Here is a 14,390-nt window from a genome sequence, read left to right as displayed (position 1 = left end):
CGCGTCCCCCGTGAAGGTGACTTGAGACCTCTTCGAGACCTGAGAACATCGCCAGGCGAACACCCCCATCAGCCCAGCGAACCATCAAATGCCCCTTTAACTACCTTCCATTGCATGGAAATTGACGGTGCATCACCTTGCAGAAATGTTCCTTCGCCAGCGCGCCAGGCGATCCCCTCCAATGGGCTTTCCGAGCCCTACTATCGGCTCGCCATGACAGCAGCAGGGAACCACCAGGTGAGCCGGTCGACCGGTCGCCGGCTGGGGCGGGCAGGCATCCGGGATGTGGCCGCCGCGGCCGGTGTATCGATCACGACCGTCTCCGACGCGCTCAACGGCAAGGGCCGGCTCCCCGACGCCACCCGCAGCCACGTCCGCGAAGTGGCCGACCGGCTGGGCTACCGCCCGTCCGCCGCCGCCCGCACGCTCCGTACCGGCAAGTCAGGGTTGATCGGCCTGACCGTGACCACGTACGGGGATGAACCTTTCACCTTCACGGAATTCCCCTACTTCGCCGAGATGGCGCGCGCCGCCACCTCCGCCGCCCTGGCCCGCGGATACGCGCTGGTCATCCTCCCCGCGACGTCCCGCCACGACGTGTGGTCCAACGTCGCCCTCGACGGCACCGTCGTCATCGACCCGGCCGACGGCGACCCCGTCGTCACCGAACTCGTCCGCCACGGCCTCCCCGTCGTCTCCGACGGCCGTCCCGGCGGCTCGCTGCCGGTGACCGGGTGGGTCGACAACGACCACGAGGCCGCCGTCCTCGGCCTCCTCGACCATCTCGCCGCGGCCGGCGCCCGCCGCATCGGCCTGCTCACCGGCACCACGACCGACACCTACACCCGTCTGTCCACCACCGCCTACCTGCAGTGGTGCGAACGCGTCGGCCAGGACCCGGTCTACGAGTCCTACCCGGCGCACGACCCCTGCGCGGGCGCCGTCGCCGCCGACCGGCTGCTGGCCCGCCCGGACCGCCCCGACGCCGTCTACGGGCTCTTCGACCCGAACGGCACCGACCTGCTCGCCGCCGCGCGCCGCTACGGCCTGCGCGTGCCGGACGATCTGCTGCTGGTGTGCTGCAGCGAGTCCACCGTCTACGCCACCACCGAGCCGCCGATCACCACGCTCTCCCTCAAGCCGCGCCGGATCGGCACCGCCGTCGTCCAGATCCTCATCGACGCCATCGAGGGGCTCGCCACCGAGGGCCCCGTCGAGCAGGTCATACCGACCGACCTGATCGTGCGGACGTCGTCCCAGCGGCGCTCGCCCCGCACGACCGTCAGTCCGCCGCGCGGCCCGGCCGGCGACTGACCCGGCACGCGAGCGGCGCGCCGGCCACGGGGCGTCGTACGGTGTCCTCGGCCGGCGCCCCTCCGCGCGCGGCGGCGCCGCACCTGTGCGCCGTGGGCCGTGATCACGGGCCGATCGGCGGGTACGCTCCCGGAATCGGCGGGGCGCACGCCCCGGCGGTACACGGGCGCCCGGGTTCGGTGTCCGGAAAAAACGGGTTGATCTCGGGAGAAAACATCCGGGAACGCCGGGCTCCGGCGGATTGACCACCCCCTGGTGCGTCACAACCCGCGAGCAGCGTTCCTATGATGGGCGAACGACACCGCGGACCGCCGTCGACCAGGCAAAGGTCCGAGAGGTACACGGCGGCGCGATGGTGGAGGGGTCAATGACTCAGGGGGCCGGTCAGGGACCCATGGCGTGGACCATGGCGGCACACACTCCGGCGTCCTCACCGCCGCCCGGACCGTTCGACGGCGCGCCCCCGGGACCGCCGCAGGACAGCGTGCCCGCACCACCGCCCGCGCCCGCCGCCCCGCCTCAGCCCGACGACCTGCCCGATGGGTACACGCCAACCGCCCGTGATCTTCCGGTCATCGGCGCCGGCCGCACCGACACCCTGATCGACCAGCCCGCCGCGCATCTCCTGCCCGCTCCGGAGAGCGAGGGGGAGGCGGCCGCCGGTCCCGGCCCTCTCTACGTCGTCGGCGATGTGCACGGCTACTACGAAGAGCTGCGTGCGGCGCTGACCGCCGAGGGCCTGATCGACGCGGAGGGCAGCTGGGCCGCGGGCAACGCCCGGCTGTGGTTCCTCGGCGACTTCACCGACCGCGGTCCGGACGGCATCGGCGTCATCGACCTCGTCATGCAGCTGTCCGCCGAGGCGGCGGCGGCCGGCGGGTACTGCAAGGCGCTCATGGGCAACCACGAGCTGCTGCTGCTGGGCGCGAAGCGGTTCGGCGACACCCCGGTCCAGTCGGGCGCGGGTACCGCGTCGTTCCAGGCCGCGTGGCTGCTCAACGGCGGGCAGAAGACCGACATGGACCGCCTGGAGGACCACCACCTCCAGTGGATGGCCCGGCTGGACGCCGTGATGGAGGAGGACGGGCACCTGCTGGTGCACTCCGACACCACCGCGTACCTGGAGTACGGCGATTCGATCGAGGCCGTCAACGACACCGTCCACGACGTTCTGACCCGCAGCGAAGCCGACGAAGTCTGGGATCTCTTCCGGAAGTTCACCAAGCGCTTCGCGTTCCGCGACGACTCCGGCGCCGAGGCCGCGCGCCGCCTCCTCGACACCTACGGCGGCACCCGCGTCGTGCACGGCCACAGCCCGATCCCGTATCTGCTGGGCGAGGTCGGTACGGAGGACAGCGACGGCGAGCAGGTCGCGGTCGAGGGCCCGCACGTCTACGCCGACGGGCTGGCCATCGCGATGGACGGCGGCGTCACCATGGCCGGGAAGCTGCTGGTCACCCAACTGCCGCTGCGCGCCTGAGCGTTGCTGCCCGGCGCGCTGCCGGGGGAGTCGGCCGGGCGCCGTACGGGCGCCCGGTGCCTGCCGCGCGTGTCAGGTGACGGCGAGCCAGACCACCCCGGCGCAGAAGAGGGTGGCGGCGAGGGAGAGCGGCGCGTGGCGGATGCGGCGGATGCGTTCGACGCGGTGGAGCCCGAAGCCGGCCAGTACGGCGATGAGCAGCACGGCGAGCGTGCCGATCGTGCCGGGCAGCACGCCCTGACTGAATCCGAAATCCCCGGTGTGCCGGAGAAACCAGACCACGCCCACCCACTTCATGTCCCACCCCTGTGTGTCGCCGCCGTCCCGCCCCTGGTCAACGGCGGAGCGGGACGGCCAACGTAGCAACTCCCGGCGGCGGGCAGCGGACCGGCGACGGGGCGGGCACCAGCCGGTGCGTGGCCGACACGCCGGTGGTCGTCAACGGCGTTGTCCGTCGGCCGTTTTGCTGAAGACGCCGGCCCGGGCGGCCGCGGCCGCGGCTTCCGCGGCGCGGTCCGCGGCGGCTTCGTCGAGCGGTGCGTCGCTGGTCAGCAGGCGGTGGTAGAGCGGGGCGGAGACGGCGCGGACGACCTCGCCGGTGTCGGTGTCCGCGGGGAGTTCGCCCCGCTCGACGGCCTGCTGGACGCACGGCTGCCACTCGGCGACGCGGATCCTGTAGAAGCGGTGGAGGGCGGCCGCGGTCTGGTCGTCGCAGGTGGCGGCGGCGAGGACCGCTTTGAAGAGGGCGCCCTGGCGCGGGTCGGCGAGCGTGCGGCGCACCAGTTGGGCGTTGGCGCGCAGGTCGCCGAGGAGCGTGCCCGTCTCCGTCCGCGGCAGGGACTGCTCGGCCATGTCCGCGAGCAGGTCGGCGACCAGCTGTGCCGGCGAGCCCCAGCGGCGGTAGACCGTCGTCCTGCCCACCTCCGCGCGGCGGGCCACGTCGGCCAGGTCCAGCCCGGCGAGGCCGCCTTCCGCCAGGGCGTCTCCGGCGGCCCGCAGGACCGCGGCGCGTACGCGCGCGGTGCGGCCGCCCGGACGCACGCTCCCGGGGTCCGTACTCTCGGTCGCCATAACGGGACTCCTGTTCCATTAGCCGGAGGGACTCTGCTACGTTGAGCACCATATTAACGGGACGGAAATCCCCTTAGGGGTCTCGGTGGGGCCGTCCCGCGTCTCCCGCCCTGGCCGTCCCCGCGGACGGGGCGGCACGGAGAGGGGAAGCGACATGGAATACCGGCAGCTGGGCGCGTCGGGACTGCGGGTTCCGCAACTGAGCTTCGGCGCGGGCACCTTCGGCGGGCGCGGGGAACTCTTCGGCGCCTGGGGCACCACCGACGCGGCGGAGGCCCGCCGCCTGGTGGACATCTGCCTCGACGCGGGCGTCACCCTCTTCGACACCGCCGACGTCTACTCCGCCGGCGCCTCGGAGGAGGTGCTCGGCGCCGCCGTCAAGGGCCGCCGCGACCAGGTCCTGATCTCCACCAAGGCCGGTCTGCCCCTGGGCGACGGCCCGGCCGACTGGGGAACCTCACGTTCCCGCCTGCTCACCGCCGTCGACGACGCGCTGCGCCGCCTGGGCACCGACCACATCGACCTCTTCCAACTGCACGGCTTCGACGCCGCCACACCGGTCGAGGAAGTCCTCGCCGCCCTCGACACGCTCGTACGGAGCGGCAAGATCCGCTACACCGGCGTCTCCAACTTCTCCGGCTGGCAGCTGATGAAGTCGCTCGCCACCGCGGACCGGTACGGCTACCCGCGCCACATCGCCCACCAGGTCTACTACTCGCTCATCGGCCGCGACTACGAGTGGGAGCTGCTGCCCCTCGCCCAGGACCAGGGCGTCGGCGCCCTCGTCTGGAGCCCCCTCGGCTGGGGACGGCTGACCGGCAGGATCCGCCGGGGCGCACCGCTCCCGGACGGCAGCCGCCTGCACCGCACGGCCGACCAGGCCCCGCCCGTGGCGGAGGAACTCCTGTACCGGGTGGTCGACGTCCTCGACGAGATCGCCGAGGAGACCGGGAGGAGCGTGCCGCAGATCGCCCTCAACTGGCTGCTGCAACGCCCCACCGTCTCCTCGGTGATCATCGGGGCCCGTGACGAGGCACAGCTGCGGCAGAACCTCGGCGCGGTCGGCTGGAGCCTCGCCCCCGAGCAGACGGCCCGGCTCGACGCCGCGAGCGCCCGGCCCGCCCCGTACCCCTACTTCCCGTACGAACGGCAGGAGGGGTTCGCCCGGCTCAACCCGTCGCCGCTGCGGCGCCCGGCCGGTCGAGGTGCCGTCGTACGCGGCTGACCTGGTGCGTTGGCTGTTACGCGGGGTGCACCGGGGCCGCCCGTCGAGGGGAGCCCCGGTGCGGCGGGCGGACCGTCAGTCGGCCAGCGGGAGATAGACGCGGTTGCCGGCGGCCGCGAACTCCTTGGACTTCTCCAGCATCCCCGCCTCGATCTCCTCGGGGCTGGCGCCGTCCTCACCGCCGAACTGCTCGGTGATGCTCCGGCTGATCTTCATCGAGCAGAACTTCGGGCCGCACATGGAGCAGAAGTGCGCGGTCTTCGCCGGCTCCGCGGGCAGCGTCGCATCGTGGAACTCCCGTGCGGTGTCGGGGTCGAGGGCCAGGTTGAACTGGTCCTCCCAGCGGAACTCGAAGCGGGCGTCCGACAGGGCGTCGTCCCACTCCTGGGCGCCGGGGTGCCCCTTGGCCAGGTCCGCCGCATGAGCCGCGATCTTGTACGTGATGACGCCGGTCTTCACATCGTCGCGGTCCGGCAGCCCCAGGTGCTCCTTGGGCGTGACGTAGCAGAGCATCGCCGTGCCCCACCAGGCGATCATCGCGGCGCCGATGCCCGACGTGATGTGGTCGTAGGCGGGCGCGATGTCCGTGGTCAGCGGGCCGAGCGTGTAGAACGGCGCCTCCTCGCAGATCTCCTGCTGGAGGTCGACGTTCTCCTTGATCTTGTGCATCGGGACATGGCCCGGGCCCTCGATCATCGTCTGCACACCGTGCGCCTTGGCGACCTTGTTCAGCTCGCCGAGCGTCCGCAACTCCGCGAACTGCGCCTCGTCGTTGGCGTCCGCGATCGACCCGGGACGCAGCCCGTCACCGAGCGAGAACGTCACGTCGTACGACGCGAGGATGGCGCACAACTCCTCGAAGTGCGTGTACAGGAACGACTCCTGATGGTGCGCCAGACACCAAGCGGCCATGATCGAACCACCGCGGGAGACGATGCCGGTCTTGCGGCGGGCGGTCAACGGCACGTACCGCAGCAGGACTCCGGCGTGGACCGTCATGTAGTCGACGCCCTGTTCCGCCTGCTCGATGACGGTGTCCTTGTAGATCTCCCAGGTCAGCTCCTCGGCCTTGCCGTCGACCTTCTCCAGCGCCTGGTAGAGCGGGACGGTGCCGATCGGCACCGGGGAGTTGCGCAGCACCCACTCACGGGTGGTGTGGATGTTGCGGCCGGTGGAGAGGTCCATGACCGTGTCGGCACCCCAGCGGGTCGCCCAGGTCATCTTCTCCACCTCCTCCTCGATGGACGAGGTGACCGCGGAATTGCCGATGTTGGCGTTCACCTTCACCAGGAAGTTCTTGCCGATGATCATCGGCTCGATCTCCGGGTGGTTGACGTTCGCCGGCAGCACCGCGCGGCCCGCCGCGATCTCGTCGCGGACGAACTCCGGCGTCACGCCCTCGCGGACCGCGACGTACTCCATCTCCGCGGTGATCTCGCCGCGCCGCGCACAGGCGAGCTGGCTGACCGCCGCGCCGCCCCGCCCGCGCCGGGGCTGGCGGGGACGTCCGGGGAAGACCGCGTCAAGATTGCGCAGTCCACCACGGGGTGATGTGTGCTTGAGTCCGTCGTCCTCGGGGCGCGGCGGGCGGCCCGCATACTCCTCCGTGTCGCCCCGCGCGATGATCCAGTTCTCCCGCAGCGGTGCCAGACCACGGCGGACATCGGTGTCGATCTGGGGATCGGTGTACGGACCTGACGTGTCGTACAGCGTCACGTCCTTGCCGTTGGTGAGGTGCACTCGCCGGACCGGCACCCGCAGGTCCGGGCGTGATCCGGTGACGTAGCCCTTGTGCCAGCCGAACTCCTTGACGGAGCCGTCCGCGCCGGACTCGCCGTTTTCGGGCGTGCGTGCATCCTGCAGAGTCATGAAGACCCAACTCCCTACGCCGGCATTACCCGGTAACAGGTTCGGCGGTCGACGCAGCGGCTTCCGTCCACGACGTTTCACGTGAAACGTCGTCGGGACGAAGGTCAGCGCCCTCTCAGCCCGGTGCTCCGAGCTCCCGCGATTGCAAAGGTGCCACCACGGTAGCGGCCGGTACGGCGAGGTGGCCAGGGGGCCCGGACTTCTTGCGATGATCGGGCGGTGACCGGCATCGACACGTCCTCACCCGCCTCCGCCGCCGCCCCTGCCCCCGGGCACGGACACGGCCACGGCCACTCGCACGGCCACGGCCCGGCAGCGCCCGTCTCCCGGCATCTGCGGAAGGTCATCGCCGCGGTGCTGATCCCGTTCGCGGTCGCCGTCGCGGTCGGTCTGGTGGTGCTGTGGCCGGGCGGCGCCCCCGGCCACAAACCGTCCGGCGTCGGCTTCGACCAGCCCCAGGAGTCGGCCCGCGTGACCAAGGTCGCCGAGGTCGACTGCGCCAGTGTCCATGCCCAGGAGCAGCCCGTCCCCGGAGAGCAGCCGAACGGGCCCCCGGCTGCCGCCAAGGGCCCCTGCGAAGTGGCGACGGTGAAGGTGACGAGCGGTGAGAACGCCGGACGGACCTTCGACACGGTGGTCACCCCGGACGCGCTGCGCCACTACTCCACCGGCCAGGAGGTCCAGGTCGCGTACTCCCCCAAGGCGCCGAAGGAGTTGCAGTACTCGATCAGCGACGTCGACCGGACGGTCCCGATGTGGGTGCTGGCCGCGCTCTTCGCCGCCGCCGTCGTCGTGGTGGGGCGGCTGCGTGGCGTACTGGCCCTGGTCGCGCTGGTGGCGAGCTTCGGGGTGCTGACGCTGTTCATCCTCCCGGCAATCCTCCAGGGCTCGAACCCGCTGGTCGTCGCCGTGGTCGGCGGCAGCGCCATCATGCTGATCGCGCTCTACATGTGCCACGGTCTGACCGCCAGAACCTCGGTCGCCGTCCTCGGCACCCTCGCCTCGCTGCTGCTCATCGGGCTGCTCGGTTCGGTGTTCATCGGCTGGGCGCTGCTGACCGGCAACACCGACGACTTCACCGGGCTGGTGCACGGCCTCTTCCCGCACATCGAGATCCGGGGCCTGCTGCTGGCGGGCATCATCATCGGCTCGCTGGGCGTGCTCGACGATGTGACGGTCACCCAGACCGCGGCCGTGTGGGAGCTGAAGGAGGCCGATCCCTCGGCGTCCTGGCACACGCTCTACCGCGCCGCGATGCGGATCGGCCGGGACCACATCGCCTCGGTGGTGAACACCCTCGTCCTCGCCTACGCCGGCGCGGCGCTCCCGCTCATGCTGCTCTTCTCGATCGCGCAGAGCGGAGTGGGCGCGGTCGCGGGGAGCGAGGTGGTGGCCGAAGAGATCGTACGGACGCTGGTCGGCAGCATCGGGCTGGTCGCCTCGGTGCCGCTGACGACGCTGCTGGCCGCGCTGGTCGTCTCGGCCGACCGCGGACGGCCCGCGGGAGAGGTGAACGGGGCCGCCGGCCGGGATGCCGGTGCGCCACCGGCCGGGGGTCGGGCGGCGGCACGCCGCGGCGGACGCGGGCGGCGCCGCAAGGTCTGAGGGCCACCGGAGGCGGGACCGGACATCGGCGGGAGCGGTGCCGCGCCGACCGGGCCGGAACCGGCACTCGGCCCGGACCGCGGGGGACGAGCGGTCCGGGCCGGGCGCGGGCGGTGGCTCTGCCCGCCGGCGACAGCGGGGTCAACCCGCCTTCGACGCCTCGGACAGGATGCGGTCCAATGCCGCCTCCAGGGTGTCGCACACCTCTTCCGCACCGAGTGGCACCAGCCGGTCCGTACGGTCGAGGAACGCCACCAGTGGTGGGGCGCTGACGCGGAAGAGCGCGCGTTCGGAGCCCACTTGAAGGCTGATGAAGACATCGCTGAGATGTCCGCCTCCGGCAGGTTCGATGCGCACATCGCCCTCACCGGACGGTCTGCTCAACCCGTCGAGCATCAGCTCACGGCTGAAGGCCCAGGTCACCGGCGTATCGCCGGGTAGGTCGAAAGTGAGGCGGACGGCGTACGGATCGGCGCTGTCGAAGTCGAGCTGCACCGGAATCCGGAAGGCAAGTTCCTCGGAAACGAGGAAGCTCATGATCACTTCTGCCTGAACTGTGTCGGTCATCAACGCCCCGCACTAGATCGGGATGGCCGGGATTCGTCCCCCGTGGCCCTATTGACGCCATCGTCTGTCACGTGCCAGCAGATCACAAGGAGTGAGTTTTCAGATACTGATAGAGAAGGCGAGTGTCGTTAGCGTCGCCTCCGCCATTTTCCGTAGCCGCACCGTGACGGAGCGCAATCGGTGCAGTTCCTCGGCGGGGAGAGAAACAGCCAGCGTCGCGGCGACGGAGCCGACTTGCACGGGAATCGCCGAGCAAACTGTGCCAAGGGCATATTCCTGTTGCTCATACGCCACATGACCGCGACGCACCGTATCCAAACGGTGCAGCAGATCGTCCTTGGACCGCACGGAAAAGGGGGTTATGGACTGCACCGGATAGCGGGACAGATGCTCCTTGCGGGAGGCCGTATCGAGCTGCGCCAGAAGACACTGCCCGATCGCATGGGCGTGCGCGGTGGAGCGGAAGTTGACCCACTCGTCCACCGGAGGCCGCTCCGGCGCACCGCCGGCGGCGACCACCTCCACCTCCCCCTCGCGGTAGACGGCGAAGTACACCGCGGCATTCAACCGTTTGCCGAGCAGGGACAGCGCATCGGACAGCTCCTGCCGCCGGTGCCGCTGCTCACCGGCCCGGCCGAGGGAATCGGCCGCCGGCCCGAAGACGAAGACACCGTTGCAGCGGCGGAGATAGCCCTCATGCGTCAAGGTGCGCAGCAGGTGGTACGTGGTCGGCAGCGGTAAACCGGCCTCCCGGGCGAGCTGCTTCGCCGGAGCGCCCTCCGGGTGCGCACCGACCGCCTCGAGGAGCCGCAGGGCACGCTGCACGGACCCGATCAGTGTGGGGTGAGAAATGGATTCGCCACTCTCGGCCGTCAACGTCGTCAACCCCCAGTCCGATCGCCCGTGGGGCACGGGAGCCCCGGCAGCGGGATCGTTCCCGCTCCGCTCGCGTCTCCCAGGGCCCCGTTGTGGACGTCCGGGCCGCGTGCTCGCCTCGGTCGTTATTTTCCGGAACGTCATCATCCGGAAGACGCCTGCGACGGAACTCTAACGCGGTGCAACCAGGTGGTAACCCGAACGGTCTGGGAGTTAACTCACCTGGCGCACGCCTTGACGGTGCCCGTCACCCGGCACCGAGCCCCGCAGACAACGGACCCGCGCAGACACACCAGCCCCTGACCACAAGGTGCTTGAGCTTTCATCTTGTCGCTCGTGCAGCCCTGACCTGCGGATTTCGTACCCCCACCACCACGGCGGAGAGGCCGCTCAGATCTGGCCGAATCTGTCATATGGGGAGGGGGCGGGTGAGGGGGGTGAGAGCGGAGAGGGGGGCGTGGGCCGGGGCTCGGGGGCGCGTGAGCGGGGGCAGGTGTTCGGGGGTGGGGGCTGGTGTTCGGGGAGGGGCGGGGCTTGAGCTGGGGGGAGAGGGGTCAGGTCTTGTTCCGCCGCGCTCCGAGGGGGGCCTCCCCCTCCCCCCTCCCCCCTCCCCACCCCACCCCTCTCCCCTCAGCTCAAGCCCCCTGCCCCGCCCCGGCACACCGACGCCCCGCTCCAGGGGGACGGAGCGGGGCGTCGGTGGCGAGCGGGGACGGCGGTGTCGGTTGCCGCCGCGGTGCGGTTACCAGTCGCTCTTGGACGAGCCCGTGGAGGAACCGCTGAACCTGCGCACCAGATAGATGACGCCCGCGATGAGGGCCACCGCGATGAGGACCTTGAACAGGAGGCCGATCAGGAATCCGACCGCGCTGGCGATCAGCCCGCCGAAGACGACGAGCAGAACCACGGGCACCACGACCCAGGTCACCCACCACGGAAGCCCCGCGAATATTCCCTTACCTGCCACTGCTCTGCCCTGCTTTCTGTGTCCGCGGCGGGCCCGGCGCGGCCTGCCGTGTACCGCGCCGGTCCCTTACCGTCGTCAACCGCTGCTGTGTGTACTGCTACTGCCGTATCCGGAACTGCCGTTGACCGGAGATGGTCCGCTTCGCCCTTGCCCGGGTGCGGAGTGCGTGGTGCCGCTCCGTGTGGGGTCGGGTTCTGCGTCCCCCTTCACTCACGATGCTAGGGGTGGTGGGGGGTGGTGTGGGGGGTTCGTATCCCTGGGGGATCCCTGAACCGACCCTTACGGGTTCCGGGGGAGGCCCCTCAGCTTTCCGGGGGAGAGAACACCACCATGACCCTCAGATCCTCGCTGATGTGGTGGAACTTGTGGGGGACCCCGGCGGGGACGTAGACCACGCTGCCGCGGGCGACGGACTGGGTCTCGGTGCCGACGGTGATCGCGGCGCGGCCGCTGACCACGAGGTACACCTCGTCCTGGTGGTGCGGCTGCTGGGGGTCGCTGTCGCCGGCGTCGAGCGCGTACAGCCCGACGGACATGTTGCGTTCCTTGAGGAACTGCAGATACGCACCGTTGTGGGCGGCTCGTTCCGCCTCCAGCTCGTCCAGTCGGAAAGCCTTCACGTCCTACCCCTCAGTCATCCAGGACTCGTCTGCGACGATCTCACCATGAAGAACTTCTTGGTCAAGACGATCGCCAACGCCGCGGCGCTTGCCGTGGCCGTCTTCCTGCTGAAGCCGGACATCTCGCTGACCGGCGACAGCACCGGCCATCAGGCGCTGACCCTGATACTGGTCGCGCTGATCTTCGGAGTGGTGAACTTCGTCGTCAAGCCGGTCGTGAAGCTGCTGTCGTTCCCGCTGTTCATCCTGACGCTCGGCCTGATCACGCTGGTCGTCAACGCGCTGATGCTGATGCTGACGTCCTGGCTCGCCGGGACGGTCGACCTCGCGTTCCACGTCGACGGTTTCTGGACCGCGGTGCTCGGCGGCGTGATCGTGTCGATCGTCTCCTGGGCCATGCACGTCATGCTGCCCGACGAGGACTGACCGGCACCGTGTCCCGTACGCCCCGCCGCCCGTTCCGCGTCTGCTTCGTCTGCACCGGGAACATCTGCCGTTCGCCGATGGCCGAGTCCGTGTTCCGCGCCGAGGTGGCCGCGGCCGGGCTCGGGGACCGTGTCGTGGTGGACAGCGCCGGTGTCGACGGCTGGCACGCGGGCGAGGGCGCCGATCCGCGTACCGTCGCCGTGCTGACCGTGGCCGGCTACCCGGCGGATCACCGCGCCCGCCGTTTCGACGCCTCGTGGTTCGCCGACCGCGATCTGGTGATCGCGCTGGACGGCGGGCATCTGCGGGAGCTGCGCCGGATGGCGCCCGGCCCCGACGACGCCGCCAAGGTCCGTCTGCTGCGTTCCTACGACCCCGCCGGGCCCGCCCCGGGGGAGCTCGACGTTCCCGATCCGTACTACGGCGGCCCGGCGGAGTTCGCGGTGTGCCTGGAGATGGTCGAGGCGGCGTGCGCGGGTCTGCTGGCGGCGGTCGCCGATGCCCTGACCGGGGGAGCGCCGGCGCTGCCGCTCCCCGGGGACGGCACCCCTTCTCCTCCTCAGGAGCGCTCATGACCGGTGACGGCACCCGCGCCGTACGCGCCGGGCTCCCCGAGCCCGTGGCCCACGAACCGTCCCTGCCCGGGCCGGTGTTCGCGGCCCATTTCCATCTGCCCGGTGAGGTCGGCGGCCCGTACGCCTACGGCCGGGACTCCAATCCGACGTGGACGCGGCTGGAGGAGGCCATCGGCGCACTCGAGTCACCGCACGCCCCCGCGCAGACCGTGTCGTTCGCCTCGGGGATGGCCGCGATCAGTGCGGTGCTCTTCTCGCAGCTGAGGTCCGGGGACGCGGTGGTGCTGCCGTCGGACGGCTATCAGCTGCTGCCCGCGGTCCGGTCCCGGCTGGAGAGTTACGGGATCGAGGTCCGTACCGCGCCGACGGCGCACGATGCGCAGCTCGGCGTTCTGGAGGGTGCCCGGCTGCTGTGGCTGGAGACGCCGTCCAATCCGGGGCTGGAGGTGTGTGACGTCCGGCGGCTGGTGGCGGCGGCGCACGAGCGGGGTGCCCTGGTGGCCGTCGACAACACCCTCGCCACCCCGCTGGGGCAGCGTCCGCTGGAGCTGGGCGCGGATTTCTCGGTGGCCAGCGGCACCAAGGCGCTCAGCGGGCACGGCGATGTGCTGCTCGGCTATGTGACCACCCGCCGGGCGGCGCTCGCGGACGCGGTGCGGCTGTGGCGGAAGACGGTCGGTGCGATTCCGGGGCCGATGGAGAGCTGGCTGGCGCACCGTTCGCTGGCGACGCTCGCGCTCCGGGTGCGGCAGCAGTCGGCGGGGGCGCTGGCGCTCGCGGAGTCGCTGGGCGGGCGGGCGGAGGTCACCGGGGTGCGCCATCCCGGTCTGCCGTCCGATCCGTCGCACGCGTTGGCCGTGGCGCAGATGCGGCCGGGACGGTTCGGTTCCGTGGTGTCGTTCACGCTGCCGGACCGGGCGCACGCCGAGCGGTTCCTCGGCGCGCTGACGCTGGTGGACGAGGCGACGAGTTTCGGGAGCGTGCGGTCGGCCGCGGAGCGCCGGGCCCGCTGGGGCGGCGACGCGGTGCCGGAGGGTTTCGTGCGGTTCTCGGTGGGGGTGGAGGACCCGGAGGATCTGGTCGCGGACGTCCACCGGGCGCTGGATGTGGCGCTGCGCGACGCCTGACGCCCGGGGCCCCGTGCCGCCGTCACCGGGCGGGCGGGGCCTTCGTCGTGCGGTGGCCGCGGCCGGTGGTGGCGGGTGGCTCGTCCCGTACGGGGTGCGGAACCGGCGGCTCCGGTGGGGTTTCGGTGGCCGGTGACTGCGGCATCTGTCCTCTATGACCGTACGGCCAGTCGTCAAACGGACCGCCCGGGCGATTCTGCTCGACGGCGCGGACCTCATCCTGATCAAGCGCACCAAGCCGGGTCGCGCCCCTTACTGGATCACTCCCGGCGGTGGTGTCGAGCCCACGGACGCCACGGTGACCGACGCGCTCCACCGGGAGCTGGACGAGGAGTTGGGCGCGAAGGTCAAGGACGTCGTCCCGGTGTTCGTGGACACCGTCGAGCACATCGGCGACAGCGGTGTGGACGGCGTGAAGGTGCAGCATTTCTTCGTCTGCCGGCTGGACACCATGGATCTCTCCCGGCGGCACGGCCCGGAGGTCGAGGAGCCGTGCGGGGAGTACGAGATCGTGCGGGTGCCGTTCACCCGGGTGGGGATCGCCTCCGTCGAGGTCGTCCCGCTCTCCCTGCGGCACTATCTGGACGGCAACATCGAGGGCGTACGCGCGATGCACGCCCCTGACCTGGGGTGATCGGAGCCCTGACGGAGCCGTGGGCCTTCAGGCG

The 14,390-nt window shown here is 71.0% G+C and carries 15 protein-coding genes and 1 riboswitch; of the genes, 8 read left to right on the top strand and 7 right to left on the bottom strand.

Annotation, left to right across the window (positions count from 1 at the left end; translation table 11 throughout):
- Positions 1–213: 213 nt before the first annotated feature.
- Positions 214–1,314 carry a LacI family DNA-binding transcriptional regulator gene (locus ACF1BH_RS16755; RefSeq protein ID WP_037680208.1) on the top strand — a complete coding sequence of 367 codons (1,101 nt, stop codon included), beginning with the start codon at positions 214–216 and terminating at the stop codon, positions 1,312–1,314.
- Between the two features lie 406 nt (positions 1,315–1,720).
- Positions 1,721–2,794, top strand: coding sequence for a metallophosphoesterase (locus ACF1BH_RS16750; protein WP_391643214.1), 1,074 nt, complete (start codon positions 1,721–1,723; stop codon positions 2,792–2,794).
- Positions 2,795–2,866: 72 nt separating this feature from the next.
- Here ACF1BH_RS16750 and ACF1BH_RS16745 read toward each other — a convergent pair whose 3' ends face one another.
- Both ACF1BH_RS16745 and ACF1BH_RS16740 read right to left on the bottom strand, forming a co-directional pair.
- Complete coding sequence (locus ACF1BH_RS16745) at positions 2,867–3,091, bottom strand: hypothetical protein (RefSeq protein WP_391643213.1); 225 nt, start codon at positions 3,089–3,091, stop codon at positions 2,867–2,869.
- Positions 3,092–3,232: 141 nt separating this feature from the next.
- Positions 3,233–3,865 (bottom strand): TetR/AcrR family transcriptional regulator, encoded by a 633-nt coding sequence (locus tag ACF1BH_RS16740; RefSeq protein ID WP_391643212.1) that lies wholly within the window; start codon positions 3,863–3,865, stop codon positions 3,233–3,235.
- Positions 3,866–4,019: 154 nt separating this feature from the next.
- Between ACF1BH_RS16740 and ACF1BH_RS16735 the strand changes: the two genes are divergently transcribed.
- A complete protein-coding gene (locus ACF1BH_RS16735) occupies positions 4,020–5,090 on the top strand; it encodes an aldo/keto reductase (RefSeq protein WP_391643211.1) in 1,071 nt (356 codons plus the stop codon).
- A gap of 75 nt (positions 5,091–5,165) precedes the next feature.
- Here the strand turns inward: ACF1BH_RS16735 and thiC are convergent, their stop codons facing one another.
- Positions 5,166–6,959 (bottom strand): phosphomethylpyrimidine synthase ThiC, encoded by a 1,794-nt coding sequence (gene thiC / locus ACF1BH_RS16730; protein ID WP_391643210.1) that lies wholly within the window; start codon positions 6,957–6,959, stop codon positions 5,166–5,168.
- Positions 6,954–7,109: riboswitch (TPP riboswitch) on the bottom strand. It overlaps the preceding gene by 6 nt.
- A gap of 78 nt (positions 7,110–7,187) precedes the next feature.
- Here thiC and ACF1BH_RS16725 point away from each other — a divergent pair.
- Positions 7,188–8,564 carry a YibE/F family protein gene (locus ACF1BH_RS16725; RefSeq protein WP_391643363.1) on the top strand — a complete coding sequence of 459 codons (1,377 nt, stop codon included), beginning with the start codon at positions 7,188–7,190 and terminating at the stop codon, positions 8,562–8,564.
- 141 nt (positions 8,565–8,705) lie between these two features.
- Here ACF1BH_RS16725 and ACF1BH_RS16720 read toward each other — a convergent pair whose 3' ends face one another.
- The 4 genes from ACF1BH_RS16720 to ACF1BH_RS16705 all read right to left on the bottom strand — a co-directional run bounded on the left by ACF1BH_RS16720 (position 8,706) and on the right by ACF1BH_RS16705 (position 11,594).
- Complete coding sequence (locus ACF1BH_RS16720) at positions 8,706–9,131, bottom strand: SsgA family sporulation/cell division regulator (protein WP_391643209.1); 426 nt, start codon at positions 9,129–9,131, stop codon at positions 8,706–8,708.
- Between the two features lie 99 nt (positions 9,132–9,230).
- Positions 9,231–9,956: an IclR family transcriptional regulator gene (locus ACF1BH_RS16715; protein WP_391643208.1), complete on the bottom strand. Its 726-nt coding sequence runs from the start codon at positions 9,954–9,956 to the stop codon at positions 9,231–9,233.
- 793 nt (positions 9,957–10,749) lie between these two features.
- On the bottom strand, positions 10,750–10,974 hold the full coding sequence (locus ACF1BH_RS16710; protein ID WP_391643207.1) for a DUF5326 family protein: 225 nt from the start codon (positions 10,972–10,974) through the stop codon (positions 10,750–10,752).
- A 302-nt stretch (positions 10,975–11,276) separates the two neighbouring features.
- On the bottom strand, positions 11,277–11,594 hold the full coding sequence (locus ACF1BH_RS16705) for a cupin domain-containing protein (RefSeq protein ID WP_391643206.1): 318 nt from the start codon (positions 11,592–11,594) through the stop codon (positions 11,277–11,279).
- Between the two features lie 45 nt (positions 11,595–11,639).
- Here ACF1BH_RS16705 and ACF1BH_RS16700 point away from each other — a divergent pair, with 45 nt between their 5' ends.
- From ACF1BH_RS16700 to ACF1BH_RS16685, 4 genes are all read left to right on the top strand, one after another.
- Entirely contained in the window at positions 11,640–12,020 is a 381-nt protein-coding gene (locus tag ACF1BH_RS16700; protein ID WP_391643205.1) for a phage holin family protein, read from the top strand.
- A 77-nt stretch (positions 12,021–12,097) separates the two neighbouring features.
- Positions 12,098–12,595 carry a low molecular weight protein-tyrosine-phosphatase gene (locus ACF1BH_RS16695; protein ID WP_391643362.1) on the top strand — a complete coding sequence of 166 codons (498 nt, stop codon included), beginning with the start codon at positions 12,098–12,100 and terminating at the stop codon, positions 12,593–12,595.
- Complete coding sequence (locus ACF1BH_RS16690) at positions 12,592–13,722, top strand: cystathionine gamma-lyase (protein WP_391643204.1); 1,131 nt, start codon at positions 12,592–12,594, stop codon at positions 13,720–13,722. The genes ACF1BH_RS16695 and ACF1BH_RS16690 overlap by 4 nt, the downstream gene beginning before the upstream one ends.
- A gap of 154 nt (positions 13,723–13,876) precedes the next feature.
- The gene (locus tag ACF1BH_RS16685) at positions 13,877–14,356 is read left to right on the top strand and encodes an NUDIX domain-containing protein (RefSeq protein WP_030285604.1); all 480 of its coding nucleotides are present in this window, start codon (positions 13,877–13,879) and stop codon (positions 14,354–14,356) included.
- Positions 14,357–14,390: the final 34 nt, after the last annotated feature.

The sequence above is a fragment of the Streptomyces sp. NPDC014733 genome (assembly GCF_043083385.1).
GTDB lineage: Bacteria > Actinomycetota > Actinomycetes > Streptomycetales > Streptomycetaceae > Streptomyces.
Note: the sequence above shows the minus strand (reverse complement) of the source record. Positions and strands in the feature narration are given on the sequence as shown.